This window comes from Polaromonas aquatica (assembly GCF_042659145.1).
Lineage (GTDB): Bacteria > Pseudomonadota > Gammaproteobacteria > Burkholderiales > Burkholderiaceae_C > Polaromonas > Polaromonas aquatica.
Window position 1 is genome coordinate 1 of sequence record NZ_JBHSRS010000071.1, and the last position, 26,478, is coordinate 26,478.

Genomic DNA, 26,478 nt, shown 5'->3' on the forward strand with positions numbered 1-26,478 from the left:
GACGCGAGTCGTCCTTTTGCCGTCTTTCCGGAAAACAAGTTCGACTACATATTTTCAGTCAGTGGCGTAATGGAGTTTGACAACACACTCCAATTTTTTGAGAGTTGCCAGAACCACTTGCGGGATGGCGGACATTTTTTCGTTACCAACGACAACGTCGTAGCCATGCGCGGCCGAATCTCATATTTCTGCCTCGGAAAAGTAAGGCAGTACCACTTGTTTGTTACTTTGAATCAAGGGGGTTGGAAAGTTATCCCGATCCACAACATGCTCAGAATTCTTCAAGAGTCGGGCTTTCGAATTCGAGAAGTCAGGTATGTGTCACTGTTGCCCAAAGACTGCCTGATGTTGCCGCTAGCTCTTATCGTCTATCCCATTCAGTTTCTTTATATGAACTTAAGTCGTTCAAGAATCCCGTGGAAGGAGCAGCGGACAATTTATCCATTTCGCTCGCTTTTATGCCGCCATTACATCATTGTCTGCCAGAAAGAAATCCGCGAAATTGTTTGAGGCCGCGCGTTGAAAATCTAGCTATATCTTATTTTCAACAAGAAAGTGGCAGTTTTCGTCGCCCTAGAAGCAATATTCACTTTGGTCTAACGCTTCAAAATCAGCCGAACCTTGACCTGCAGTCAACTGGAGTGAGCGACCGACGGCCGACCTTCCGAATGGCGCCCGTGGCCGGGACTGCCCACGCATACCAACGCCACGCCCAAGGCAGCCAAAAATTCACCTCACATTCGATAATCCACTATTACCCAATGTTAGACTCATCCACGAAAACAATCCATTGATCTTATAAATAGTATGTAATATCATGGTACATACCATAGTACGAAATAACGAGGTGAGCCATGGCCAGAGCCGGAATCTACAAGTCTGAAGTGCTGCGTGCCCGCGATAAATTGCTGGCTGCAGGGCGCAATCCGTCCATTGATGCGGTGCGCGAAGAGCTGGGCAGCGGCTCCAAAACCACGATACATCGCTACCTGAAAGAGATCGAGGAAGAGGAAGGCGGGGCCACCGGCACTCGCGTTGCCGTCAGCGAGGCGATCCAGGACCTGGTGGGCCGCCTGGCCGCCCGCGTCAACGAGGAAGCCGAGGAACGGGTCACCACGGCGCAGACCAGGCACGCCGAGCAGCTGAGCCAGCAGCAGCAGGCCGCCGCGGCCCTGAAAACCGAGGCGCAGGCCATGCGCCAGCAGCTGGAGCAAAGCCAGCGCGTCCTGGCAGAGGAGAAGACCGGCCACGGCAAAACCACCGAATCCCTGCGCGGCAAGACGCTTGAGTGCACGCAGCTGACCCAGCAGGTCGTTGACCTGCAGGAGCGCATCGCGGCCGAAGAACGCCATCGCCAATCGCTGGAAGAAAAGCACCAGCATGCGCGCCAGGCGCTGGAGCATTTCCGGGAGTCCAGCAAGGAGCAACGCGACCAGGACCAGCGCAAGCACGAGCAGCAAGTGCTGTATCTGCAGGCCGAATTGCGCACCGTGAACGAGACCTTGGCCACCAAGCAGCAGGAAGCCGTGCACACCCTTCAGGACAACGCGCGCCTGGTCGGGGAGTTATCGCGAGCCCAGGGCGATCTGCACCAGGCCCAGGAAGAGGTGCGGGGCCTGCGGCCGCTTAAGGATGAACTGGGGTTTGCACAGAGGCGCGCCGAGGAATTGGGCCGGCGCCTGGTCGAGCAGGACGCGGCCATCGAGCAGCTCGGCACCTCGAACAAGGAGTTGCTCACCAAGGTCGATGAGCTGCTCGCCGCGAAGCAGCAGTTGGAACTAGCGCTGGCGACAGCTAGGTCCTCCGTCACGGCGCAAGAGCAGGTCGTGACCAGCATGCTGGAGCTTCTGACTTCGACGTCTGGCGCGGCCTGACTTGGCTGTAGCCAAGCTAGCAGCAGAGAGTTCAACCGGTTGAATCGCGCTCCGATGGAGAAAACAAACGTGTCAATCTGCACTCAAGGCGAGTTCGACGAAAAATGTCGAATATCTAACTTGTTGTTTTATAAAGAGTATTTTGGCGCTGGCGTGTCAATTCGCATCAAAAGGACGAACACCCCTCGTTGCCGAGCTAAAAAAAGAAGCAAGCTCTGTTCGGAAGATTAAGAAATAAATCCACAAGGGTGACAACACCTTTGTGGAGCTGTACCATGAAGAAACACAATGAATACAGGAAACCTCATGGAAACGATCACCATTGTCCAAATCGCACTTGCCGCGGTGATCGTAGTTGGCATTTTGTTCAGTGTGTACGTTGCTCGCAAGAACAAGGTACTTCTCGCTGAAAATCAGGACTGGTTGAAACACTGACCAGCGGCCGAAAGGCAAACCATCAGAAAAGAGGGGAGTCACGCTCCCCTTTTTTTCGTTCTAATTCAACCCACCGGGGCATCTACCCCGTTGGGGGTGGTGCCTCCAAATCGGAGAATCACCATGAACACCTCATCAACGGTGGAATTCACAATGCTCGATGTATCCACCGCGCATCTTTCCCCTGAAACCCGCCAGCGCCTTGAAACATTCGATGTGGAAGGCGTTCTTTACTACCCGAAAGGCCCCTGGGGCTGGTTCGTTAATGTTCCGGACCGTGAAGACGGATTGGTTGTTGGCGATGAAGTCCCCAAGGACCTCAAAGCTTGCATTCAATTTGCCCAGACGTTGGAAAAAGAGTGGATCATGTTTGACTGCGACGGAACCATCATGGAAGATCTACCGAAATTCGATGATGAAAAATTGCCAAGCATCACCAATCACCATGTGCTGCAGCAACTCGCGCAGAACTACGCCCGGCACCTGAGCGTCCGCCACGGCCGCAATGTCAAGGCAATGGTCACCGGCAACGGGAAGATCCGGGTAAAGGATGACCAGGAAAACGGCTTATCTGCACTGTTAACACCTGAATTCGTCCAGGCGATTTTGCTGCAGCATCAGCCAGCCACTGAAACGGATATACACCAGGTAGTGGCGGGATGACGTTCTTAGCAAACAACACGCTGTCCATGAATGGACTCGTACTGAGTAGCCTGACCCGAGCGCTCTTGATTGCCGATGTCGCGGGCTGCGTGCAGCTCGAAACTGACGACACGGTTTTGATCAAAGTGCTCAGTCCTACTCAGGAAACTTGTGTCTACCCGCCTGACCTGCAGGCCGCCCTTGAACAGGCGCGGACTGAAGGTGCAAGTTGGTTGACGATCAGCTTTATGGAAAACCATCTCATTCCTGAAAACGAGACCATCCACTGATAATTCGCCGGGGCCCGCTTCCAAGTAATACTGCATTTCTCGTGCAGTTTCGCTTGACCCAAGGCGCGGCACCTTTACCTTAATCCTTGAGTTCCCGTCCTCTGACGGGGATTCTTCAAGTACATACGATGTGTGTACTTGAAGAATCTCGAACCTGACTTTTCCCTACCTGGACACACCAGGCACTGGCAATTTCTCACAGCGCAACTTTATTCCATCGTCAACGACACTGTGAAAACATCATTTGTTGCCATTTCAACAATAGCTGCAGGTCAATAATAGGTTGTGTTTGAGTGTCAAAACCCGATCAACGCACGGTTTCTAGGGCGTTGTGCGGGCATAAATTGACACCTACCGTCCATAACATGGACACATCAAAGCATGGGCGTTCAATTCCCATTTATCTTTGAAAGGAAAAAAAACACATGAAATCTCGCACTTCCATCCAACACGGGCTCGGCATTTCACTCGTTGGGATCCTCCTGGCTTTCGGTGGCAACGCATTTGCGGCCAATGCTGGAGCATCTTTTATTGACACCTGTGCCAATGGCCAATCTGGTCCACACCCCTTCGATTGCGAGCAACTTTTAAACCCCTTGGTGAAGCAACGCATACAAGTCTCGATCACTCCGGACGCCCAGCACGTAGGTCGGATCGGCGCCTTTTATGTGGGGGTGCGAACAGATGGCCAGATCCGTGGGAACTTCACCCAAAAAGGCTGGACTGGCTGGAGTGGTGGACTCTTCGAGCCGGTGGAACTGTTTGAATCTTTGCCAGGTGGCACGCAACAATATGTTGTCATGGATGGAGGCCTACTGTGTTCGCAGATTGGCCCCGGCACCACCGAACTGTGGGCCGGCTATGGCATCCTCAATGACAATGGCGAAGTGATGGTCAAAAACTACAAGAATAATCTAAGCAAGGGGATGACATACGAGCACCTTGTACGCACCTATGTTCAACACGAAATGTCTGTGAGCGAGCGCGCATGGAAGGTTCTGGAAATCACTTGTCCTGCAGTCAACAGTGATGGCGGATCGTTTTGAAAGGATCCATTGAGTAGACCAAGGCGTTAAATTGGTTTAGTGGATATCGCCAATAGACTGGCCAGACCATCAACGAACAATGCTCTCAAAAAACGCATCAACCTTATTTGGGTTAAGTGATACCGCTGGCCAGTAAATGCAGCCGAGCACAGCCCCGCGACGACAGAAAAAAATGACCTGGACTGTCGAAGAGTTTCCGCTCAAATTCCAACGGGTTTTGGTGCTTCAATCTGACAACCAAATAGAGTTGGATGCGCTGATTGAAAAAGCAAAGCTTAAAGGCTGGGAATGTTATGCAGAAGGGACTGTTCCAGATACTAACGATCTTAGTACCTGGATGCTCAAGTCCGTCTAGGAATCACCTCAGATTCACAAGTACCCAATAGACAGGGCAGAAATTATGTGTCTTGTTTTCCACCAAAACCACGTCTGTTCCGCTTACCACCCAACGGACAGGGCACAAATTCGTAGACAACCGCAATACCAGCATTGCATTCGTTCCGTTTACAACCCAACGGACAGGGCAAAAATTCCTGGTCACTCAGGACAAAGACGAGGGCGGAGTTCCGCTTACCGCCCAACGGACAGGGCACAAATTCATATCCCTAGGAACTGCTTGATTCTAGCGAGGAATTCCGTGTTTTCAGAGAGAAATTCCGTATGTTATTGGCGGCGTTTTCATCCTGATCCCAGACTTTCGAGCAGCCCTGACAAACAAACACCAGATCGGTCATTGCGCCGGCGTGTGCATGGCCGCAGGCCGAGCAGTCCGAAGTAGTACGAGCAGCCGGAACATCTACCAACTCGCGCTGCTCGCGTTTTGCCGCCTGGGCAATAGCCAAGCGCAGCTCTGATGGTGAGGCCCACGTTCGGTTTCGCCTTGAAGTTAGAGTCAGCTCATTTTCGGTCCCGTCCGACGTTTCAAGCAAAGCCATTTTGGAAAAATCCGCATCCTCCACGGCTATGTGACCGAAGTCACGGACCAATCGCGCAGCCACATTGCGATACAGATGCTTGCGGTGATCCAGTGCCTTGCGTTTTGAGTGAACAGCCTGAGTCATGATGTGGTTCGCTTCACGGTTCCAAGCGTTCATCATCTCTGCAATTTCAGCCCCCAGTGGTTGCCCAGCTGATTCGTGTGCACGGCAGATGTCCATCCAGAGTCCTGGATAGGCATTTTTTGCTCGCCTGGCTTTGCCAGCAAGAACCTTGAACCATTCGTCATCGGATAGTTTCTTCAGGTTTTCTTCATCAAGCAGAGGCAGGCTGGCAGCTGCAAATTTGTTCGTGATTTCTTGAAGTGTTGAACGAAGTCTGTCGGAACGCTCCATCCTTTGCAACCAGTCATCCCCAAGCAATACATGCTGGACGCAGTTACTGCCGTCGCTGATCGTGGCCACGCGAAGCGCTCTTACCCCTTCATCGTTGACCAGGCGCCATCCAAAATCTACGCCTACCGCTCCGGCAGGTAACTCAACCTCAGGCAGACTTTCGACTTCGGCCGAGAACGTCAGAACGATCTTCCAGTCCGGGCGACCAGCAAACATGTCACGGCGAAGAGTGACGGTTTTGAGGGGCATATCTTCGGGCAGATCGCGCTCTGCATGCATCGTCACTAAAAACTCCAAGAACGGAATGGTGCCATCGTCGGCTTTGTTACCAGCTCGAACACGCACAATGACGCGCCGACCGCCATCTGCCTTGAGCGCTGACATCCGCCCCAGTTCATCTGGTGTGGGTTCCCGGAACTGCAAAATGTCGGTTTTCCCTGCGCGAATTCGGTCGATCATGCCCCCTTCAGAGCTGAACCGCGCGCCCATGGAACCATTGCCGTCAAAACGGTGGAAGCGCAGTTCTGCTCCAGTACGCATTGCTTTTCCGCGTGCTAGGTCATATTTCTTCAAGACCGTTTCACTATGACACCACCACATTGGAAAAAGTGATGCCGCCTCCTTGACCTGTTGGCGTCGCTCAAGTTCTGCCGCTTCGATCAGGGGTTTGGCAGCAGCCTTGGCGCGCTCGCGGCAAGCCTTCATCAACGTATAAATTTCCTTGCGCCTCGCTGTAGCGGATTTCAGTGCCTGGGCGTGAGAGATAGCATCATCGGCATTCTTTTTAGACCGCGCCTTGGCGCGCGCCGCATTTCGAGCTAGGACGATTGCTTCGATGGTGGCATCTTCTGCCGCAAGGCGTTCAGTCAGTAGGGACAACTCCTCATCACTTTGCACGAGGGCGCTCCGGTAAGCCAAACGGTTTTCTTTCTCAATCTCGACCAGCTTGTTCCATAAGCGGTTCTGTTGAAGAAAAACCGACGTTGCCAATTGCTCTGCCTCAGAGCCACCACGCAAACGAGCACCAAAGGCACGTACCACCACTTTTTTCATTAACAATATTCCATTCAATCTAGTAGATCTGGCTTGAGGTCTACAGACCAGCAAATTGGCGCCCAGCGAATCCTAAAATAAAACGCTCTAATACTGCCCAGATCGGCCATCAATCCTTTAGCTCAGGCCGAACTGAACAGCCGCCATCATCTTGACCAACTTGAAATTGACCTTCAGAACATCCATGGGAAGTTCTGGTTTTGCAAGTTCACGCAGATTCAACTCATCCACCATACGATTCAGGTGGCCGTCGACCTCATGGCCTTCACCCCACAGGGAAACTTCAGCGCGATGGTCCAGCTTGAGCAGCTTCATTTTGAGCAGATCACGCCCGGCTGGGCTATCCAAGAGCCAGTGGCGGTTCGGGCCGTCAACAGCCATTGCAGGACCGGGAACATAGTTCTGGCGGAAGTCTGCTTTCTGCTGGTAATCTTCTGATGTCAGTTCTTTATCAATACGAGTAGTCATATTTACCTCTCAATTTGCTTTTGACACATTCAGAATCTCACAGATATTGCCTACGTCAACCCCCCAAATTCCAAAGAAATGAGTCAGAGGCATAACACCTGAAGGCGGGCTGAATCGCAAATGGTTTCGCACAGAGGTCTAAACGCTTATCGGTTAACGATCAACAGGGAGAAATCCTTCATCCTATTCGCGATCCGATTTTATCGGCGCACTCATTCCTCATTGCACCAAGGGATTCCTGATTGGAGCTGAGACCTGCCGCTTACCCAATTCACGCTTAGTAATTGAAAATGGCCGGAATATCCGGCCACCTTTCCACTTGAACTCAGCTTGTGTCTAGTCAAAGTAAGCGGTTGGCGCACCGGCGAAGTAGTCGGCGTCCAATCCAGTCATTTCGGCAAAATCGCCTCCCAGCGGAATATCAGCTGGGGAACTCTTTCCAATTACCGGCGCCGATACCTGGGACGCCAGGACAGGGACCGGATTTGAAACAAGCACGCTCCCCTCTGATGAGATGCCAACCATGGGCACCTTGCCATTGAGCATCATTTCCATTTGCAATCCAAGTCGCATCAGGTGAACAATCTCACGCGCCTGCCGCCTCGAACCAGCCAACCGCTTCAACAGATCCGGTGTGTCACTATCGACAGTCACACGTACACGGACTTCATCAGGGCTTGCATCTGCCATGGCTCAGCTTTCAGTTAGACGGTCTTGGGCTTCGACATGATTTCGCCCGCGACGTGGAAACCCTTCACGTTGGCAAAAACGGGGTCTTCATCCATGAACATGATGTTGGTCAACTTGGGGTAGCGAGACTTGAAGAATTCGAAGTACACCTTGGCACCACCGCCAGTGAAAAGGATCATGTCCAAATTGTCCAAAGAACCAAGGCGAGCAACCATCTTGTCAGTGGATTCCTTTAATACAGACTCGATGGCGCTGGTGAAAGGAGCCAGCTCATAGACATTACCTGCGGTCGTGAAGGAGGGAGCCCTTTCCCGGATTGCCTTGTCGATCCGCTCAATGATCTCGAAGTTATCGCGCCAGGTAGGATCAATCCTGTCAGCCACTGCATAGGCGCAAGCCAACATGCTTTTTGGATAGGCGCCGGAACGCTGCCAGTTCGGAAGGCGGCCGCGGGCAACGTACCAGTCGAGCGTACCGCCGCCCGGGTCGACCACCAACACCCAGCCATCTTTGAAAATCTCTCGGTGTGTAGTCCCGTAACTCACCAATGCTCCTTGAGGTTGAACAATGACTGAGGTCTTTTCAACCGTGATCCGACGCATGGACCCAGGATTCCTGGGGTCGGGCAAAAGGTGTTCACCAGTTGCGCGGGCGGTCAATCGGTCGCGATTCTCACCAAAGGTATTCAATGGCAGACCAAGAACGAGGTGACGAATCACCAACTCGCTGGTTGCCTTGACATCCTGGGCGATGTAATGGAAGGCACCGCGCATCAGAGCGTGGTATTTCTCAGTCATGCTGTAGTCAGCCAGCACTTCGCGGGGTTCGCGGCCGCTGCTGTACAGGATGGCATCGCGTCCAACAAAGTAGTTCACGTCATCCACGGCCACTACGGAGCCATCAGGCTTGCCGTGCAGCGCTGTCTGCATACTGATGCTGGCCGGCAATCGGGGAGCCAGGCTGGGGAAGAGGGCGGTAGCAATAGTGCTGGCATCCCCCACCAGCTTACGGCCCAGAGTCAATTTGGTAGAAAAGTAGCCAACGTCCACAGCGCGAACGTCCACCACCACAGGGGTTTCAGATTTCATAGAAGCTCTCCAGGTAAAGGCAACACAAGGTGTGTTGATAAAAATTCTAGGCGAGTAAGTTGAAGTGGTCGAGGACATTGGCCAGAAATGGGCGAAAAATGGACATTTCTGTCCAATCTTTTTTCATCGTGGTTGAACCCAACAACCTCACGTAGTCAGATGGCCAAAATTGGGCTGTAAGTGGACATTCCTGTCCATTACGAGCCGACTGGTTCTACACACTCAATTAAATTGTTCAGACGCGACAAACGAGGCTACAAGCAGTCATTCGATCTTTCCTCTGCCGGGGTCTGGCGTTGCTTTTTGCGGCCCTGAGAATGCCTCCATAGCCTTGCCAGTAGCTGAATATCCACAGCGCATCAGGCAATCGCTTTTCAAAAAAGATTAAAGCCAGAGTGATGGGGATTTCCGCGCCACGCTTGACTCTCCACTGAACTATAAAACCCTGTAACCGAGACTGAGCGAAAAGTTGAACCTGTGGACAACTCGTCCACCACCACGACTTATTCACAACCAGCTTGCAACGCAAAACATAATCCAGTAAACTCGCGCCTGTGTCGGCCCTGTGCTGCCTCGCAGTTCAAGTAACTGCATTCAACAAGTCCAGAAACGCATTCGTTTTTTGGCCCTTCAGATGAAGGATCACCAGGTAGTCAAACTACCACCGTCGTCAGGCACGCCGCAAGGCAAAAACGCTCAAAAGAGCAGTCCCTTTTTGAATTTTGATTGGCGATTCGCTAAGCACGTTCACATCGAGACATTCAGGTTATGAGTCTTGATACTCATTGAGCCACGAAACAAGTCATTGACTCTGTTGTCGCTGGAAGTGGTGCACCTCGAATGAGGTCGGCCCGTTAGCAAACTCTTTTTGTGCTGGTAACCCCAGCCTGCTTGTCCTAGTTCCTCCTGGTGAGGGCGAAGACGGGAGCCGCGAAAGCGGTACGCGAATAAACACCTACGTTCCATACGTCTGCACTACCCATCAGCTCAAAGGCAATGCCTTGTAAGAAGCTGGTTAAGTGACGACCGATCCGCCTGTCCAATTGAGGATGGGAGCCCGATGCAGGGCCTACAAAGGGATTGGTCGTAAAACAGATGTATCGGGGTCCCTCGTCAGAAGGGGATCAAGTAGGTGATAGACACCGGCGATTAGCCGGATGAAGCGTGGTCCTCTTAAAGGACTCTGGAGAAATCCAGTAACCCTCTGCGCCCTCCCCATCACGGGGCGCAGAAGACTCAGCAATGAGTTGCCCCCCTTCGCACGGGTCAGGCAGGAGAGTTTGCTAACGAGCCGCGACCAACCTCTGACATATGCCCGCCTGGGGCCGCAAAGACAGGAAACAAATCACCAGCGTGCCATGGGACGAAACCCAGTGGAGGGACAGGTGCGACCTTTTGAGGCCAGAGATGCCAGCACCAGAGAAATTTTGAGAGTAGAGATTGAAAAGCGCGATGCCTATGAGTACAGATACACACCCCGCACCTGTACCCCGTAAAGCGTCCCATGGATTGAAAAGAGGAACGTGACATGCCTATGCCTGCGACCAAGAGAGAAAACAACACGCAAACCCCGTGCGTGGGCACAGACACGGCCATCGCTGGAACAGCACATCCCCTCTTGATGGACTCCCTGAGTTCTATCTCCTGCCTGTAAGTACATCCAAACAGGAAAAGCAGCTATGACCCAACAAATTCAATTGACCCTCGACGGCAGCAAAGAACCCAGCGCCCGCGAAGTCAACCGCCTGATCACCGCAGAACTCAAAAGCGCCAAACGCAGCGCCCAAGCCAAAAGGGCAAGCACCGGCGCCGGCCTGAGCGTCCTGGAGCGTGTGCAACAACGCTACAAAAAGAACCCCAAGGCGCAAATGGCCATGTTCTTCAGCGAATTCACCCTACGCGCCGGCACCGGCCGTGCCCGCCCAGTGTCTGAGCGCACCCGCACCGTTTACGCCGACGAACTCATACGCATGCTCGATGAACTGCGCGAGATCCGCGCCGGCGTGCAGGACATCGGCGAAATCGGCAAAAACCACGCCGTCAAACTCATCAAGAACTGGGGCAGCAAAGGCCAGGCCGCATCCACCATCCAGAACAAAATCAGCATCCTGCGCCGCTTCCTCACCTTTATAGGGAAAGACAGCGCCATCCCCAAGGGACAAGACCTCAAGACCTGGCTGAACCAGCAAGGCGTCACCGCACCCGTAACCCGCCAGAACATCCCCACCGAAAGCAAGGCATGGGATGAAAACCAGGTAGACCTGCACAAGGTACTAGCCGAACTGCGCAAAGAAAGCGCCATCACCGCCATGCAGCTGGAGGTACAAGCTGCCTTTGGCCTGCGCATGAAGGAATCCATCCAGCTCAACCCCCAGGCGGCAGACTGCGGCACCTTCCTGCGCGTCGTACACGGCACCAAAGGCGGATTGCCCCGCGACGTGGACTTTGAAGACGAACCCGTTATGCGTGAATGGCAAAGAGATGTACTTGAACGGGCAAAACTCTACGCCCAGCAAAATCGCAAGGGAACCCTGTCTCTCCAGGGCAAACGCCTCGACCAGAGCAAAGCGCACTTCTATTACCAGTGCCGCAAAGTTGGCATCACCCGCGACCAGCTCGGCGTCACCGCGCACGGCCTGCGCCACCAGTACGCCGCACGCCGCTATGCCCGACTGTCCGGTATGGGAGCGCCGGTGACCAGGAACGCCCCCCTGATCGTCACAGACGAGGTGCGCAGCGCCGATCTCGCCGCCCGGGAACAGGTCAGCCGCGAACTCGGCCACTTCCGCCCGGACATCACCCTGACATACACCGGCTCCCTGCCCATGATGGAAAAGGGCCGCAGGCAGCGCATTCGCGACTGGGTAGAGCGCACGGAAGAGAACGCTGAATTTCAGAGCGCCATCAAAGACGCCGGCGTTGAATCAGTCTGGATGGCGGGCCGCTTCGCCATGGGCCTGGAAGTCGATTCCACAGAGAAATTCCGACTCATCGTCCAGACCGTCAGCCGCCAGCCCCTGGAAGGCGATGCCCGCTTCATGCTCAAACAGCGGCTCATGGGCATGTACGACCGCGCCATCGACCTCAGTGAACACTTTGAGGAAGGCGTGCCAGACGACGCCTTTGAACTCATGGTCCGCTGACTTTTACAAAAAACCGCCCCGCAATCCATATCAATTACTCAAAGGAAAACATCATGTCCTCAACAACCACTGCAATCGCAACAAATAACGCCCCCCTCGTTTGGCTACCAGCGGAAGTGCGCATCAACCACTGCCCGGATGGCGGGCTTCTCTCCAGTGCCAACAACAAAGCCTGGATGGAACACCTCACCCACTACATCCTTGCGCTGCTCGGCGAGAGCCCCGAGGTCCGGCTGTCCAGCTACCTCCAGGCAGGCGCACAAATGATCGCCGTGGATGTGTTCAGCCACTACCGTGACGAATTCGTGGCCATCAAGATCTGCCTGGACGGCAAAACCATCGCACTGAGCGCCCCAGAGGACCATCAGTTCGAACTGCGCTTGCCCGGCGTTGTCGATGCCATGGCCTTTGTCAGCGAGCTCGTGTCGCTCCTGCAGGGCGAAGGCTCCGGCAACTGCGAACTCTGGGTGTGCTCACGTCCACAGACAGGCAACAGCCCAATCGTTCAACACTGAGCCCCCACATTGCGAAACCAGCCCCAGCGTGACAACCCAACAGCACACATCAGGAAACACAGACTGGGGAATGGCAGCGCCTGAGAAAGGAGTGCGCGCCCCAGGATCCTGACAAATTCAGTTTCGTTTGGTAGAATTTCAACCACTTTAGCCAACTGGCTGATTTGCTGGTCCAGTACCAGCCTTCAACAGAGCACCCTCGTGGTCTCATCAAAAAACTGCCCAGGGCGACTTGCTTGCCCTTGCGGCCGGTAATCGTCATTGGGTTTTCTAGCCTCATCGGCATCCAGTCGATGAACATCAACCGCCTGCAGGCCACGCCCTGTTGGGTGGTCTGACGGGCAGAAAGCAAATCCATGTCGAAAGAAATCAGCGTTTTCGCACGTCTTGCCGGCGCGCTGCGGAAGTACACCACTTCCGCAAGCTCGCACATTGGCGCAGACTGCATGGCGCAAGCCAAACTTGCACAGCGCATCCTGCAAGAGCAAGGGATCAGCACCAGAGTCGTGGTCGGTGAAACTGCCTGGCGCGTCGGCCCGGGTGATGGCGATGTCATCACCCATTCCCCGCGCTCCAGCGGCTTTGCGCCACCAGGCGTGAACGCCTTCGCCTACCACGCATGGCTGGAGATGGGTACAACCATCATCGACTTCACCACGCACAGCCTGCGCACCAAAGCAAAGGACCTGGATGCATATGACGGGGGCACGACCCATGTCGTGTGGTGCCCCGAGTATCTGGTCATACAGAGCGCGGACACCCTGGCATTCAAAGCCGTGGCGCAGGCGCTTAATGAAGGTGTTGCGTGCTACCAGGAAATCCCTGGCCTGTACGAAATGATGATTGCAAAGGGCATGGACAAAGACCTCGATGAGGGCGATGTTCAGATCCTGCGAATCCTCTTTGACAACCAGGAAATGAACGTCTTCGGACCCAACGACATTGCCGCCGCCGGCAGCGGGGTCACGGCCTGACTGACGGTCAGGCAACACACAGGCAGACAAGCACAAGCTGAATCTGCATCCATTTGACCGCTCGCCGGTCAATCTCACAACAAATGCCCAGGGCGAACCATCGCTCAGGCGTTGTGTTCACTGCCCGGGGCTCTCACCTGGAATAACTTAAAGTGAACATTCAACAAATGCTGGCCATCCCAACCGACTCCTACAGGATCATTGAGGCCAGGGTAGGGAGCAAGTCCTCCATTCCCAACTGGCCCGCCCAGAACATCGATGGCTTGATTCAAGCCCTCATGCACTGGACGCTCAGTCCCGCATCAAACATGCACGAGGACGATCCGGCGCATCCGCACAACAGCTTCTCCAAGCCCTTTCGCTCACTGTGCTGGGGTAGCACCCGCACTGAACGGATAGAAGGCACGAACCTGCGCCGGTACATCGGCACCGAGCCGATACACCCGGACCACCCGGAGGCAATTCGCTTCTACGGGAATTTCATGCTTTACAGCTTCGGCTTCTGGCTGGATACCGACGACCAGGCGCTGATCGATCTGCTCGACGCCCTGATCGAACAAAACATGCAGCGGCCGGAATACCTCGCGGCCAAAAGCTAATTCCGCACCTGAAAGGCCCTTACACGGCCTGATCTGATTGACATGGCCTGACACGGCCTCAAGAACTCGACCTCAAAACCTCTCAGTCCTCACGGATTGGGGGGTTTTCAAGTGCGTTCTCCCTTGTTCCTCAACCAACCATGACACACCACCATGAACAAATTGAATAACTCATTCCAAAGCGAAGAACCCAAGGAAGGCCAGCGCCTGCGGGAGCATGTGATCGCATGCGTCTCAGCCCTCCTTCTGGCCGCGTTGATGGCGTTCAGCACCAGCCCCGCCATGGCCCAAGGCGTGGGGCAGTTCAACTTTCCAACCACGATACCGCTTCTGAGCGCCTTGTCGGACGTCACACCGGCAAACTTCCTGCCTGAGGTCCAGAACCTTGTGCGCGTGAATAACGCACGTGACCTGGTGCAACTTGGAAAACAGGCGGCAGGCATTGCACTTCATATTGAGGAACTACAGATCAGGTTCCTCCAAAGCCAGATGTGCAACTCCAATCTGATCCCCTCCCAATACAGCAAAGAAGTACAGATCGGGTGTGACCTTCTGGGCGCGCAGGGGGAGTTGAACAAAATCAAGCAAAAGGCGCTCGACCTGGTTGCCCGGTAATCCGTCCCGCATCGTTTGCCCAGACACACACCCATCATGCGCACCAAGGCCAAGATCGAGGACGCCGGCGAAAAGCTGTGGGGCGCCCGCAAAGACGTGGCCGTGGCCACCGGGCCAGCCGGCCCCGCCGCAAAGAGCGAACCCTTGCTGCAGCTGCTGTGGCCCAGGCCGGAACAATGGACAGAACTCATTCCCACGTTGGGGCCCCACCGCGCCGCCCTGGCCATGGTCACCTACGAGAACCTTGCCAAGCAGCCCCACCGCCACGGCTGGATGGGCATCCCCGGCGAGCACTGGGAGCGCGCCTACCGCTTTGCCATCCCTATCCTTCGTGAGGTGCTGGCCTTGCCCGGAAAGCCAGAACTGGCCCAGGTCGTTGAAGCGTTTGATAGTCGTATGCGCGAGTTTGAAGAATTCATCGCCACCCCGCCGCGCTTCAAGAACCAATGGAGCTTCGCGATCGGCCGCGCCGGCACGCGCTCCAACCGCCATCCGCTCAACTTCACCCCCATCGACGGCCTGCGTGCGCGTTACCTGGCTGAATGGGGTTGGGGAACAGATTCCCGTGTCAACCACTCACTCTCCATGGGCGCTCTGGTGCTCAAGAACCGCGGCACCGGCAGGCGCTACTGGAAGGCAGTCAAGGGCGCAGCCGGGCAATGGGCCTATCTGGATGCCGCGGAGTTCGAAACCGAGCAGGAGGCCTTGGATTGCACACGCAAGGTGGTCAATGCCCTGCTGGACAGACCCATGCCCGCCGGCGCGGCCAGGGGCAAGGCCAGGAACAACTGGATCCGGCCGCATGTGACGCAGGAGGTCATTCGCAGTGGTTTCACCAGCCCCAACTCAGAAGGCAAAACCCAGGATGACTTGCTGCAGACCTTTGGCTTCCGTGGAGTGGAGTTCGGGAACTGGGTAACCCAATCTGAGCGCCAGCAATTCGTGGACGCCGCTTATGACGCATTCCAGGACCTGACACAGCTGCTGGGCATGCCGCCCATGTTCGCATCCCTGTCGGGCAAGCTGGGGCTGGCCTACGGGAGCCGCGGCAAAGGCCTGTCCAAGGCTGCAGCCCACTTTGAGCCCGACAACTGGGTGCTGCACATGACGAAGGAAAGCGGCCCGGGTAGCCTGGCCCATGAGTTCGGCCACGCCCTGGATTGCTGGGTGGCCGATCACCTGTGGGGGAAATCGTCATGGTGCCCCCGCTTTGCCAGTGGGGAAGTCCAGTGGTGCGACCTTCCAGAAGCCATCGCTCAATCTGAAACCGCCAAGGCGCTCAGACAGTGGGCATTGCTCACCACCCCCTACGTCAGCGATCTGGCTTGGATCAGGACATCCGTTTCGATGGACAGATCGAGAAACACACCCTACTGGTCGGACAGCGCTGAAATCTTCGCCCGGGCGTTCGAAGTGCTGGTGCTGGACTCCTTCCAGGCCAAGGACCGCCACAACGACATGCTGGTGTTCGGCGTCAGCCATGCCGATGGGTTGACCATGGCAGGCACCGGCAATCCGTTCCCCTATCCGATGGGGCAAGAGCGCGCCCGGACATGCGAAGCCTTCGCCGCCGTGGTGCGTGCCTACCGCGGCGAATTTCGTCAGTCCCTTCCATTGACAAACCCGCTTCCCGTGTGAAGCTGGTTTCAAGACCTATCCCATTTACCCCGTACCACTTTTAACCCTTACCCCCCGCATTCAACAGGAGAACCCCATATGACCCGTGCCGCCTCATTCTTCAAAGCAGCCTTGGCGTCCGCGCTGATGCTGGCCTTCAGCCACAGTTTCGCGTTTGACCTCACCTCCATGGTGATGAAAACCGCCGCCCACTCCATCCACTACAAGACCGCCGAGGAATTTACCAAAAAGGCCCTCTCTTCATCGTCTTCATCCACAGCGTCTTCCAGGATTGCGGCCGCCGGCACCATCGAAGTGGCGTTCTCCCCCAACGAAGGGGCCGAAGCCCTGGTGGTGAAAACCATCAACAGCGCACAGCGCGAGATTCGCGTTCTGAGCTACAGCTTCACCAGCGCGCCGGTGACACAGGCCTTGCTTCATGCAAAAAAGCGCGGTGTGGACGTAAAACTGGTGGCCGACCACAAGAACAACGTGTCTGAAGACCGCAGTGGCAAGGCCCGCGCAGCACTGTCTGCCCTGGTGACTGCCGGCGTGGACGTTCGCACCATCAGCGTCTACGCCATCCACCACGACAAGGTGATTGTGGTGGACGGCACCACGACCGAGCTGGGCAGCTTCAACTTCAGCGCCTCAGCAGCCAGCAGGAACAGCGAGAACGTGCTGGTGAACTGGAACAACCCGGCCCTGGCCAAGGTGTACCTCGACCACTTTCAGCGCAACTACCGCCAGGCCTCGCCCTACGAAACCCGGTACTGAACCAATTCTGGCGTGACTTATGCCAAAACATACACCGGACAACTCTCAAACCATTGAAGTGACCATGTCACCGGCCCTCCAGTACATCACCACGTCCAGAAACTCACTGCCGAAGGGCATTGGCGACAGGCAATGGCATGCCTTCATGAGCAGCATCATGGAGCTGGCCATCACCAACAGGATGGTATTTGACAAAGACGACGGCGATGCACTGGTCCGGCTCAGCGCCAGATGCCAATACGGCGTGTTCAACCCCATCGCCGAATCCTGGTACATCCTGGCATGCCGCGCCGGCGGGACCTACTGCCGGATGTACGAAAAGGCCGTCGGCCTCACGCCCTGGGTCGCGCCACTGGTGCTTGTCGACCAACACCGGGGCCTCACCCCAACGAAAGGCCGCGTAGCGCCCCAAATGGGCGTTGTCCTCCCGAAAGCCGAAAACGACGACACACACGCCGAGACAACCCGGGATGGGGATCAGGTCTGGTGGTGCACCTCCCTGACTGACGACCAGATCATCCTGTGCCGCTACCGGCAGGACCCGGACCAGTCCAACAGCTACCGCAGCGGCCCACCCATCAACCGTTGGAAGCTGTCGCGCGGCGAGTGGAAGGATTTGCATGCTGCAGAACAGAAGGAGGCTGCCCATGTCTGAGCTCAACCACAAGCGCTCAGTCACACCCACTGAATCGTTTCAGCATCGTGTGGCCCGCTGGATGCAGGCGTGCTTCGGCCCTGAAATCGCGGCCGACAGACTTGAGCGCAACCACCGGTTTTTCGAGGAAGCAACTGAGCTTGTCCAGGCCAACGGCATGACGCGCAGCGAAGCGCACCAGCTGGTGGACTACACCTTTGACCGGCCTGTGGGCGAACCCGGCAAAGAATCTGGCGCGGTGATGCTCACCCTGGCGGCGCTGTGTGGAGCAAGCCGGATTGACATGCAGGAGGCAGGCGAAACCGAACTGAAGCGAGTCTGGACGAAAGTCGATCAGATCCGCGCAAAGCAAGCGGCCAAACCCGTGAATTCACCTCTCCCTGCAGCCCCACAACAGCCTCAGCCCCACAAATAACGCAATCCTTATGAGCGATAACAGCAAAATCGAATGGACAGACGCCACCTGGAACGTCATCACGGGATGTTCTATTGAAAGCCCCGGCTGCAGGGACTGCTATGCGATGACCCTGGCCGGCACACGGCTGCGCAACCACTGGTCACGGATTGGCCTGACCCAGCCGAGCGCTGGAGGGCCTGTCTGGACCGGCGAAGTCCGATTCAATGAGCCGTGGCTGCACCAGCCGCTGAACTGGAAGCGCTCCAGGATGATCTTCGTCGTCGCGCACGGCGATCTTTTTCACGCCAATGTCCCGTTCGAAACCATCGACAGGATCTTTGCGGTGATGGCCCTGAGCCCACAACACAAGTTCCAGGTGCTGACCAAGCGAACGGCGCGTATGGCCGAATACTTCGCAAGCCCAGGCCGTGAGGCCTTGATCGGCCAGCAGGTCAGCCAGCTGCACCTGCAGCGCAAGGGAAGCCCGGTCAGCGAATGGTCCGGCCTGCCCATGCCGAACGTGTTACTGGGCACCAGCGTAGAAAACCAGCGCTACGCCGACCTGCGCCGGGCGCCCATGGCCGAACTCGCCGCGGCTGGCTGGGCCACATGGGTGAGTTATGAACCTGCCCTGGACCTGGTGAACTGGGCGGGCTGGGAATTCCTGAGTTGGCTGGTCGCCGGCGGCGAGAGCGGGGCCACGGCGCGGCCCTCCCTGCCGGGTTGGTATCGCGCAGCGCGTGATTTCTGCGCTGCGGCCGGCATTCCCTACCTGTTTAAACAGTGGGGCACGTTTTGCACCAAAGACCAAATGCCCGAAGCCACCTTCATGAAGGTTCACGCGCCTGATAACGCTGCAGGCCAGGACCACGCCGATCGGACCTTGAATGTCGGCAAGAAAGCTTCTGGCCGCCTTCTGGACGGCATCGAGCATAACGGGTTCCCATCGTGAGGAATATGTCATTCGCATTAACCACCCCGCAGGTGCTGGACCAGAGCAAGGATGTGACACGTCGCTTGGGGTGGCTCCATCTGAAAGCAGGCGACCTGATCCAGCCCGTCAGGAAGTGTATGGGCCTCAAACCCGGTGAAAAGATCGAAAAGCTGGGCCCGCCTATCCGCGTGCTCAGCACCAGGCGCGAAAAGCTGAGCGCGATGACTGCCGTCCAGTCTTATGGCTTTATGGAGGTCGCCCGCGAGGGTTTCGGCGATCACGACACATACTTCTGGCCCTCCGCATGGGTTGAAATGTTCTGCGCAACGCACAAGGGCTGTACACCAGACACGGTCATCACCCGGATCGAGTTCGCCTATGAGGCCTCAAAATGAAAAACGACATCCTTGCCAGTGAGCTGGAACACATGGTCCAGTGGATTACGGAACGCGAAGCCATTCGCAAGCGCAAGGAACAGGGCTTGCCGAAACCTTGGACGGAAAATCGTTTTCTGAGGGATTTCCGCTGGTGCAACGTGCGCCGCATGGATGACCGGGTGAGTGTCGCCTTGATGGCCAACTGGTATCCACTTCAAGGCAAACCGGAAACCCAGTTGGTCGCGGCCGTTCTTGCCCGACTGGTCAACTGGCCTGCTTCGCTGGACGACATCACCGGGCCGCAGCGCTTTGACATATCGCACCTCGAACGCGCTCGGGCAAAGCTCGCTTACCGGGCCACGATGGGTTGGAAGGTATTCACCGGTGCCTACGTGGTGCCGGGAGTGCCTGGGCGCAACAAGGTTGACTCTGTTTGCGATCTCGCTGACCTGGTCGCATCACAAGCCAGCAGCATCCTCGCCGATTCGATGGCTGGGACATGGGCCAAACTCATCAAGATCGACGGTCTGGGCAGCTTTCTGGCGGGCCAGATCGTGGCTGACCTTGCGCATCTCTCCGCGGGCCAACAGTGGCATGACGCTTCAACCTGGGCCCCGCTCGGACCCGGCAGCGCGCGCGGGATGAATCGCTTGATGGGCCGGCCCAAGGACAAAGCGATCAGCCAAGATCAATTCAATGCCGAATTGCCAGCGCTGATGGAAGTGTTGAAACCACTCATCAGGGACATCTACCTGGATCGCAATCTACACGGCTTTGATTTTCAAAACGACCTCTGTGAATACGACAAGTTTCGCCGTTTGATGCTTGGTGAGGGCCAGGTGCGCTCGCGCTATGAAGGCTCCGGGGATGCGCAGATAGGGCTTCTATGACGACTGACCAAGTAATTTTGCGCGTGGTACAGCTGGTGGAGCGCAACCGCTGCTCCCTACAGGACGAAAAAAGGACCCAGGTGGACTTGGCCAAGGTCTTCGCGGACGATGGCCTCAATGCCAGCCGCGAGCATCGCTTATCAACCAATGACATTCCGGACTTTTTCGTTGATGGGGTGGTGATCGAAGTCAAGATCAAGGGTCAGCGCACAGCCATCTACCGCCAGATCGAGCGCTATTGCACGCATCCCGAGGTCAAGGGCATCGTGCTCGTGACCAGCAAAAGCATCCTGTTGCCGCCATCGATCAACGGTTTGCCGGCTCGCGTTGCCAGTCTGAGCAAGGCATGGCTATGAAGCGCACCTACGGAACCCTTCAACTGGTGCCGGGCGGCCAGCAATGGGTGATGTCGGGCATCGAGCCACACGTGGCGATCCGCCTCAAGCAACTCTTTCCCCGGATCGCCAAGTCCACCACGGATCAGTTTTTGTTCCCAAACGATGAGCCGCACTGCGCTGATCTGGATTGGTTTTGCCAGCGCTACCCCCTGAAAATGCCTGACGGTCAGCCCGATATCATGCGCACGGGGCGGCTTGCCTTTGAAGAGACGCAGGCCGAGCTGGAGCGCATCCTCACACCCACTTATGCGCCGTTGGCCTATATGGGACTGAAAGATGGCCAGGTGGTGCGGCCGTATCAGGCTCAGGCGATCGAGGTGCTGCGCCGCCGCCGCGGCCTGCTGCTGGGCGACGATCTCGGGCTAGGAAAAACGTACGCCGCCGCTGGCTTCCTCCTGCTGACCGAGGCCAGGCCGGCCGCCGTGGTGGTGCAAACCCATTTGCAAAAGCAGTGGGCGCAAAAGATCGGCGAGTTTACCAACTTGCGCGTGCACCAGATCAAGGGCACCAAGCCTTACACCCTACCGGAGGCAGACGTCTACATCTTCAGGTACAGCCAGATTCTTGGCTGGATCGACACGTTTTCAAACCGTTACTTCAAGACGGTGGTTTATGACGAAGTTCAAGAGCTGCGCACAGGAAGCGCCAGCGGAAAGGGCATGGCGGCCAAACAGCTGTCGGATCACGCCATTTTCAAGCTGGGCCTGTCGGCCACTCCCATCTACAACTACGGGAACGAGATCTGGAACATCATGCAGTGCATCGATCCCGATGTACTGGGAAGCAATTCCGAGTTCAGCCGTGAGTGGTGCAGCATCAACGGCGTGACCGATCCGGAGGCACTGGGCACCTACCTGCGCGAGCAGCACGTATTCCTGAGGCGCACAAAGCGCGATGTCGGCCAACAGGTTCCTCCGATCAACCGCCTGATCGAAATCGTTGAAACCGATCAAAAGACCTTGGAAGGCATCTCCGATCTGGCGGGCAAGCTGGCGCGCAAGACGCTAACTGGATCTTTCATGGAACGCGGCACGGCGGCGCGTGAGCTGGACTTGCTGGTGCGCAAGGCCACGGGCGTAGCCAAGGCGCACAGCGTGGCCGCTTACGTGCGCATTCTGTTGGATGCGAACGTCCCAGTCATGTTGATGGGCTGGCACCGCGATTGTTATGACATCTGGAATCGACTATTGGCCGACTTCAATCCTGTCATGTACACCGGCAGCGAGAGCCCTACCCAGAAAAATGAGGCTCAGCGCAAGTTCATGGCCCGGGAAACCAACTTGTTCATCATGTCACTTCGCTCGGGCGCAGGCCTGGACGGGCTGCAGGGCCACTGTTCGACGGTGGTGTTTGGCGAACTGGATTGGTCGCCGAAAGTACACGAGCAGGTTATCGGGCGCCTTGACCGGGAAGGCCAGGCCGAGCAGGTCACAGCGATCTACCTCAACAGCGAGGACGGGAGCGACCCGCCCATGGTGGACCTGCTGGGCATCAAGGCCAGCCAGTCCACGGGCATCGTGGATCCTGGACGTGTGTTTGAACCCGTGACATCAGATGTCTCTCGTATGAAGGCCCTGGCCCTGCAGTACCTGAGCAAGCGCGAAATTAAGGAATTGACAGCCTACCAGCCTGACCAGGCCAATGCAGCGATTGCGGAAATTCAGCAGGATGAGTTGTTTTGCTGAAAACCATCGCGCCTTTTGCTCGATGTAGGTGTCGGGGCCCGAATGGGGTGTGGCCACCGAGATGTACTGCAGGTTCAGAGCACCCAAATTCACCAGATAGGAATATGTTTAATGGAAACCGCTGAATTCGAACTCACCAGCCCCGCACAGGCGCGGGCACGCAAGAAAGCCGCCGAGACCTCGGTGGTCAGGCTATTGCCCAAATTCCTACAGGCGTGTACGTGGGGGCATTCCCCCGGCATGCAGGAAGTCGCCACCAACATGGCGGGCATACTGGATGAGCAATACCCGGCCGTGGCCAAGTCCATCCGCGAGCAGTACCGCTTCCAGCACCGGCAAGCCCCCAAGCAACTGCCCGAGTCCCTGATCTCGCTAGAAGATCCGCGCCATGGCCTGCATGCGGTCATTCTGTCGCAGGAGACCATCGAGAAGTGCCACGCCATCGTGCAGGAGCACAGCCGCAGTGAGGAGCTAAAGGCTTTCGGGCTGGCTCCGCGCCACAAGGTACTGCTCCACGGCGCACCAGGCAATGGAAAAACCATGCTTGCAGAAGCCCTTGCGTGGGAGCTTCACGTTCCGTTTCTCCGTGTGAAGTACAGCGGCCTGATTGACAGCCATCTCGGGGAAACAGGCAAGAAACTCGACATGGTGATGGATTACGCCAAAACCGCCCCCTGTGTGCTGTTCCTGGACGAATTTGACGCGGTGGGCCTGGCCCGCGGGGAGGGCAGCGACGTTGGGGAAATGCGCCGCATCACCAACCAGCTGCTCATCGCCATGGAGCGCTTGCCATCCACCTGCGTGTTTGTCGCCGCCACCAATGCCCACAACATGCTCGATGCCGCAGTGAAACGCCGTTTTGACTTCGCCATCGAGTTGGCCAGCCCCACGACAGAACTCAAGCTGCTCTGTGCCCAGATGGAACTCGCGCCGGCTCTCACACCAGGGCACGACCTGCTGCACCTGTGCGGCCGGATTTCTGAGCGGTCCAGCGCCAACCTGTTCGAAGTAGTGGAGTTGTGCCGGCGTATCCGGCGTGATCTGGTGCTAAACGCTGGTGAAGGTATCCAGACAATCATTGAAGCGAGGTCGGTATGAAAGCGCAAGTTGGTGACTTCATCAAAACGAATAACGGCCCGAGGCGCGTAGTCAAGGCAGATGAGGCCAATGGCTATGAGCTGGAAAACGGACATGTCCTGGCGGAATCGGATTTCAGCCTTGAAGATGTCTTGCTTGAGTCGGAAGTGACTCGATAAATGAGCGCATTTGACGCTGGGAAGCGTGCCGCCAGGGGAGGGCAGGGCCGCAAATCCAATCCCTACGACCACCCTGACCGCCAGCCCCCAGGTGATGCATGGGAGCGCATGGCTTCGGAATGGGACGAAGGGTTTGACAGCTTCAACGCCGTAGAAGACGCCCAGGGGCGGAAAGATCGTGCCCAGAAAGCAGCAGCCGCACGCTGGAACAAGCCAATACGGGGAAAGCAATGAAACCAGGAATTCACATATGAACGCCGTACTTTCAATGGCCGCTACGCGGTTGGTCCATGAGCCGTCAAAGCTGGTGCTGGGCCAATGCCGCCTCTGCGGGTGCCAGCTCAACGCAGGGGAGGGCGATAACCTCACCAACGAGATCTGCAGCGCCTGTGAAGACAGGCCGGAAGCCAAACGCCTGTCCCACAAGCGTCCTGCAGCCGGGGCTGGTGCCGCACCCGCCCGTGACATCACGCCTGCCGAGAAAGCACTGATCCGCAAACTCCATGGCTTCATGCCGGCGCAGCAGCTGCTCGGAATACTCAATGAACGGCTGTACTGCGACCTCGGGCCGGATGCCGCGCCTTACACCATGGAGCAGCTGTATGCGGAGATAGGGGAAGGTGCCGTGACAGCGCCCGCCGGCGGCATCCAGGACTGGGCCGGTATGCGCAAGTTGCTCAACCAAGCCAAAAAATCCGGCGTTCTTGCGGCCATCAACGAACAGGTCATCAACGACTTTGCAGTGGTTTATTCGCTCAACCAAAAGCAGATCCTTGGATTGAAAGACATCCTCCTGCACGAAACAGAGGAAAAATAGTGAAACGAAGTGTTATTCAACGCACCGAAATGCTTGGGGCCAAGCTCAATCTGGGTGGCCCGCCCATCGAACTGGACGAATACATGACCACCGGCCTGTTGGCCATCGCAGTGGGCCCACGCGGCAAAGGCAAAACAAATGCGGGGCTGGTGATGGCTGAGCAGCTTTCTGAACAGGGCTGGATCAGCGTGCTGATCGACCCGGAAGAAGAGCTGGAGTCGATGTATGGCGAAGCCGTCAAGGATGCGCAGGAGCTGGCCAAGCACCTCAAGGACCGAAAAAAGCCCATTGTGGTCGTGACAGCCCGCGATGTGTACGAATTCCTGCCCTATGGCAATGCCATCCTGGATGCGGCCGACAAATACCGCAAGCCCATCTTCCTGATGGTGGACGAAGGCCAGCTCTTCAGCCAGAACAAGCGGCGCAAGGATGGTGTGGGCGAAGCCTCAGACCTTATCAACGATTTTGCCGACCGCGGCCGCAAGCGTGCACTGGACCTGTTCCTGACGGCGCACCGTTACACCGGCTCGATCCACCGGGGGATTTTCAATAACAAGAACCTGACCCTGGTGGGTTGCCAGGAAGATCCCACCGTCTGGTCATCACTCGCACCCCAGTTCCGCCAGTCCAAGATCACGTACAACGACCTCAATGCCCTCTCGACAGGGGAGTTCTTCTGTATCAGCAGCCGGGGCATGGAAAAGATCAAGATGCCCATGGCCAAGGCGCTGAAAAAAGTGGCGCCGGCGGCCAAGACGGTCAAACGCACTTTGCCTTCCACCTTCCGCCAGTGGTCCCACGCCATGCGCACCATCCCCACCGAGCGCCTGCAGGCCCTGACAGACCCGGTAACCAACCTCCTGGGCGCAGTCGCAGGATTGACCGCACAGCAAATGCTCTCCGGATCTAGGGCGCTGCAGGATGAGTTGGAGAGCCGGGCATGACGCGCAGGCGTAGCACCCTGACGTCCGACTGGGAACAATTCGTCCTCCTGCACGGCTGGGGTTCGTTGCAGCCTGATCTCGCCGCTGTGCTGGGCCAGACTGAGGATGACATCAAATTCGTCAAGGCATCGGGCGCATGCGTTCACCATCCAAAACGCAAGGGTTTCGCTGAACTCTTCACGCTCTGGCACGGTAAACCACCGCAGGATGCAGACTGGCCAGTCCCAAGACTATCCCGCGCAGGCGCGTATGCATGGCAGGCACCCGAGATGGCCTTGCTGGCAACGCTGGTGGGAACCCTCGGCCCCAAGGAAATCGCCCAGGTACTCACTGCCAGGCTGGTCAAGCTGACCGGCGACAAGAATGCGGAACGCAGCAAAGAATCGGTGCTGGTCCAGACAAACCGCATCGGCCTGACCACTGCGGATCTTGTCGGCGGCCTGACCACAGCCCAGGCCGGCAGGGAAATTGGCTCACATTCCATCGTCCTTCAGGCTGTTTCCAAAAAGCAAATACGCGTCGAGCGCATAGGCCGCATCTGGAAAATCCCCCATGCCGCATGGGAGGAATGGAAGTCACACCGCGTCTTCCCACCCAAGGGTTTTGTGCAGCTCAGCACCATCAGGACCAGCCTCGCCATAAAAAGCGACAAGCTCTCCGAGTTCGCCCGCGCAGGCCTCATCCCAACGGCAGTGCGCTGCAACCCCTATGGGGCTGGGGTGAACTCAACCCAGTTCGGCACCTGGTTCATTGACCCGAAGGTGGCCAAGCAGCTGCTGGCCGACCGACGTGCCGGGCGCCCCATGCCGTGGCATGCCAAGCCCAACATGGACAACTTGAAGATCACATACAAGCTTTGGTGCACGCGCAAGCACCCTGCCGGCTGGGGTCGATTTGTTTTCGTTGTCAAAAGTGACGGTAGGAGATCGAGCACTGGCGTAGGGGTGGCCTGCCAAGCCATTGATTTC

At 56.7% G+C, this 26,478-nt stretch carries 31 protein-coding genes; 27 read left to right on the forward strand and 4 right to left on the reverse strand.

All coding sequences use genetic code 11. The annotated features are described in order from the left end of the window. From ACFQND_RS13170 to ACFQND_RS13200, 7 genes are all read left to right on the forward strand, one after another. The coding region (locus ACFQND_RS13170; protein WP_377413808.1) for a hypothetical protein at positions 1 to 510 on the forward strand (510 nt) is incomplete at its 5' end. 344 nt (positions 511 to 854) lie between these two features. Then, positions 855 to 1,874 (forward strand): DNA-binding protein, encoded by a 1,020-nt coding sequence (locus tag ACFQND_RS13175; RefSeq protein WP_377413811.1) that lies wholly within the window; start codon positions 855 to 857, stop codon positions 1,872 to 1,874. Positions 1,875 to 2,180: 306 nt separating this feature from the next. Then, positions 2,181 to 2,309: a hypothetical protein gene (locus ACFQND_RS13180; protein WP_371437696.1), complete on the forward strand. Its 129-nt coding sequence runs from the start codon at positions 2,181 to 2,183 to the stop codon at positions 2,307 to 2,309. 123 nt (positions 2,310 to 2,432) lie between these two features. Beyond that, positions 2,433 to 2,972 (forward strand): DUF5983 family protein, encoded by a 540-nt coding sequence (locus ACFQND_RS13185; protein ID WP_371437695.1) that lies wholly within the window; start codon positions 2,433 to 2,435, stop codon positions 2,970 to 2,972. A 26-nt stretch (positions 2,973 to 2,998) separates the two neighbouring features. Beyond that, positions 2,999 to 3,241 carry a hypothetical protein gene (locus tag ACFQND_RS13190; RefSeq protein WP_371437694.1) on the forward strand — a complete coding sequence of 81 codons (243 nt, stop codon included), beginning with the start codon at positions 2,999 to 3,001 and terminating at the stop codon, positions 3,239 to 3,241. A gap of 425 nt (positions 3,242 to 3,666) precedes the next feature. Continuing rightward, positions 3,667 to 4,287: a hypothetical protein gene (locus ACFQND_RS13195; RefSeq protein WP_371437693.1), complete on the forward strand. Its 621-nt coding sequence runs from the start codon at positions 3,667 to 3,669 to the stop codon at positions 4,285 to 4,287. A 172-nt stretch (positions 4,288 to 4,459) separates the two neighbouring features. After that, a complete protein-coding gene (locus ACFQND_RS13200; RefSeq protein WP_371437692.1) occupies positions 4,460 to 4,642 on the forward strand; it encodes a hypothetical protein in 183 nt (60 codons plus the stop codon). A gap of 250 nt (positions 4,643 to 4,892) precedes the next feature. On the opposite strand, the gene ACFQND_RS13205 is transcribed toward ACFQND_RS13200, so the two are convergent. From ACFQND_RS13205 to ACFQND_RS13220, 4 genes are all read right to left on the reverse strand, one after another. Then, entirely contained in the window at positions 4,893 to 6,671 is a 1,779-nt protein-coding gene (locus tag ACFQND_RS13205) for a zinc ribbon domain-containing protein (RefSeq protein ID WP_371437691.1), read from the reverse strand. A 117-nt stretch (positions 6,672 to 6,788) separates the two neighbouring features. Next, entirely contained in the window at positions 6,789 to 7,139 is a 351-nt protein-coding gene (locus ACFQND_RS13210) for a hypothetical protein (RefSeq protein WP_371437690.1), read from the reverse strand. A 336-nt stretch (positions 7,140 to 7,475) separates the two neighbouring features. Then, positions 7,476 to 7,829: a hypothetical protein gene (locus ACFQND_RS13215; protein WP_371437689.1), complete on the reverse strand. Its 354-nt coding sequence runs from the start codon at positions 7,827 to 7,829 to the stop codon at positions 7,476 to 7,478. Between the two features lie 14 nt (positions 7,830 to 7,843). Continuing rightward, complete coding sequence (locus tag ACFQND_RS13220) at positions 7,844 to 8,917, reverse strand: ParM/StbA family protein (protein WP_371437688.1); 1,074 nt, start codon at positions 8,915 to 8,917, stop codon at positions 7,844 to 7,846. A 1,679-nt stretch (positions 8,918 to 10,596) separates the two neighbouring features. Here ACFQND_RS13220 and ACFQND_RS13225 point away from each other — a divergent pair. From ACFQND_RS13225 to ACFQND_RS13320, 20 genes are all read left to right on the forward strand, one after another. Continuing rightward, on the forward strand, positions 10,597 to 12,060 hold the full coding sequence (locus ACFQND_RS13225) for an integrase domain-containing protein (protein WP_371437687.1): 1,464 nt from the start codon (positions 10,597 to 10,599) through the stop codon (positions 12,058 to 12,060). Between the two features lie 53 nt (positions 12,061 to 12,113). Then, positions 12,114 to 12,575 carry a hypothetical protein gene (locus ACFQND_RS13230; RefSeq protein WP_371437686.1) on the forward strand — a complete coding sequence of 154 codons (462 nt, stop codon included), beginning with the start codon at positions 12,114 to 12,116 and terminating at the stop codon, positions 12,573 to 12,575. 356 nt (positions 12,576 to 12,931) lie between these two features. Then, complete coding sequence (locus ACFQND_RS13235) at positions 12,932 to 13,549, forward strand: hypothetical protein (protein ID WP_377413818.1); 618 nt, start codon at positions 12,932 to 12,934, stop codon at positions 13,547 to 13,549. Between the two features lie 152 nt (positions 13,550 to 13,701). Then, a complete protein-coding gene (locus ACFQND_RS13240) occupies positions 13,702 to 14,148 on the forward strand; it encodes a hypothetical protein (protein WP_371437683.1) in 447 nt (148 codons plus the stop codon). A 153-nt stretch (positions 14,149 to 14,301) separates the two neighbouring features. Beyond that, positions 14,302 to 14,763, forward strand: coding sequence for a hypothetical protein (locus ACFQND_RS13245; RefSeq protein ID WP_371437682.1), 462 nt, complete (start codon positions 14,302 to 14,304; stop codon positions 14,761 to 14,763). 36 nt (positions 14,764 to 14,799) lie between these two features. Further along, complete coding sequence (locus ACFQND_RS13250; RefSeq protein ID WP_371437681.1) at positions 14,800 to 16,401, forward strand: LPD1 domain-containing protein; 1,602 nt, start codon at positions 14,800 to 14,802, stop codon at positions 16,399 to 16,401. A gap of 78 nt (positions 16,402 to 16,479) precedes the next feature. Beyond that, positions 16,480 to 17,157 (forward strand): phospholipase D family nuclease, encoded by a 678-nt coding sequence (locus ACFQND_RS13255; RefSeq protein WP_371437680.1) that lies wholly within the window; start codon positions 16,480 to 16,482, stop codon positions 17,155 to 17,157. A 19-nt stretch (positions 17,158 to 17,176) separates the two neighbouring features. After that, a complete protein-coding gene (locus ACFQND_RS13260; protein WP_371437679.1) occupies positions 17,177 to 17,812 on the forward strand; it encodes a hypothetical protein in 636 nt (211 codons plus the stop codon). After that, positions 17,805 to 18,227 (forward strand): hypothetical protein, encoded by a 423-nt coding sequence (locus tag ACFQND_RS13265; protein ID WP_371437678.1) that lies wholly within the window; start codon positions 17,805 to 17,807, stop codon positions 18,225 to 18,227. The genes ACFQND_RS13260 and ACFQND_RS13265 overlap by 8 nt, the downstream gene beginning before the upstream one ends. A gap of 10 nt (positions 18,228 to 18,237) precedes the next feature. Continuing rightward, positions 18,238 to 19,161: a phage Gp37/Gp68 family protein gene (locus ACFQND_RS13270; RefSeq protein ID WP_371437677.1), complete on the forward strand. Its 924-nt coding sequence runs from the start codon at positions 18,238 to 18,240 to the stop codon at positions 19,159 to 19,161. Between the two features lie 5 nt (positions 19,162 to 19,166). After that, positions 19,167 to 19,538: a hypothetical protein gene (locus ACFQND_RS13275; RefSeq protein WP_371437676.1), complete on the forward strand. Its 372-nt coding sequence runs from the start codon at positions 19,167 to 19,169 to the stop codon at positions 19,536 to 19,538. Continuing rightward, positions 19,535 to 20,410: a nucleotide kinase domain-containing protein gene (locus ACFQND_RS13280; protein WP_371437675.1), complete on the forward strand. Its 876-nt coding sequence runs from the start codon at positions 19,535 to 19,537 to the stop codon at positions 20,408 to 20,410. The genes ACFQND_RS13275 and ACFQND_RS13280 overlap by 4 nt, the downstream gene beginning before the upstream one ends. After that, positions 20,407 to 20,766 carry a hypothetical protein gene (locus tag ACFQND_RS13285; RefSeq protein ID WP_371437674.1) on the forward strand — a complete coding sequence of 120 codons (360 nt, stop codon included), beginning with the start codon at positions 20,407 to 20,409 and terminating at the stop codon, positions 20,764 to 20,766. Before ACFQND_RS13280 ends, ACFQND_RS13285 begins: the two co-directional genes overlap by 4 nt. Beyond that, a complete protein-coding gene (locus tag ACFQND_RS13290; protein ID WP_371437673.1) occupies positions 20,763 to 22,493 on the forward strand; it encodes an SNF2-related protein in 1,731 nt (576 codons plus the stop codon). Before ACFQND_RS13285 ends, ACFQND_RS13290 begins: the two co-directional genes overlap by 4 nt. 111 nt (positions 22,494 to 22,604) lie before the next feature. Beyond that, positions 22,605 to 23,591 carry an AAA family ATPase gene (locus ACFQND_RS13295; protein WP_371437672.1) on the forward strand — a complete coding sequence of 329 codons (987 nt, stop codon included), beginning with the start codon at positions 22,605 to 22,607 and terminating at the stop codon, positions 23,589 to 23,591. Next, positions 23,588 to 23,749, forward strand: coding sequence for a hypothetical protein (locus ACFQND_RS13300; RefSeq protein WP_371437671.1), 162 nt, complete (start codon positions 23,588 to 23,590; stop codon positions 23,747 to 23,749). The genes ACFQND_RS13295 and ACFQND_RS13300 overlap by 4 nt, the downstream gene beginning before the upstream one ends. After that, positions 23,750 to 23,983 (forward strand): hypothetical protein, encoded by a 234-nt coding sequence (locus ACFQND_RS13305; RefSeq protein WP_371437670.1) that lies wholly within the window; start codon positions 23,750 to 23,752, stop codon positions 23,981 to 23,983. A gap of 16 nt (positions 23,984 to 23,999) precedes the next feature. Beyond that, the gene (locus ACFQND_RS13310; protein WP_371437669.1) at positions 24,000 to 24,566 is read left to right on the forward strand and encodes a hypothetical protein; all 567 of its coding nucleotides are present in this window, start codon (positions 24,000 to 24,002) and stop codon (positions 24,564 to 24,566) included. After that, positions 24,566 to 25,510, forward strand: coding sequence for a hypothetical protein (locus tag ACFQND_RS13315; protein ID WP_371437668.1), 945 nt, complete (start codon positions 24,566 to 24,568; stop codon positions 25,508 to 25,510). Before ACFQND_RS13310 ends, ACFQND_RS13315 begins: the two co-directional genes overlap by 1 nt. Beyond that, positions 25,507 to 26,478: hypothetical protein (locus tag ACFQND_RS13320; protein ID WP_377413826.1), on the forward strand; the 972-nt coding region annotated here is incomplete at its 3' end. The genes ACFQND_RS13315 and ACFQND_RS13320, both read left to right, overlap by 4 nt.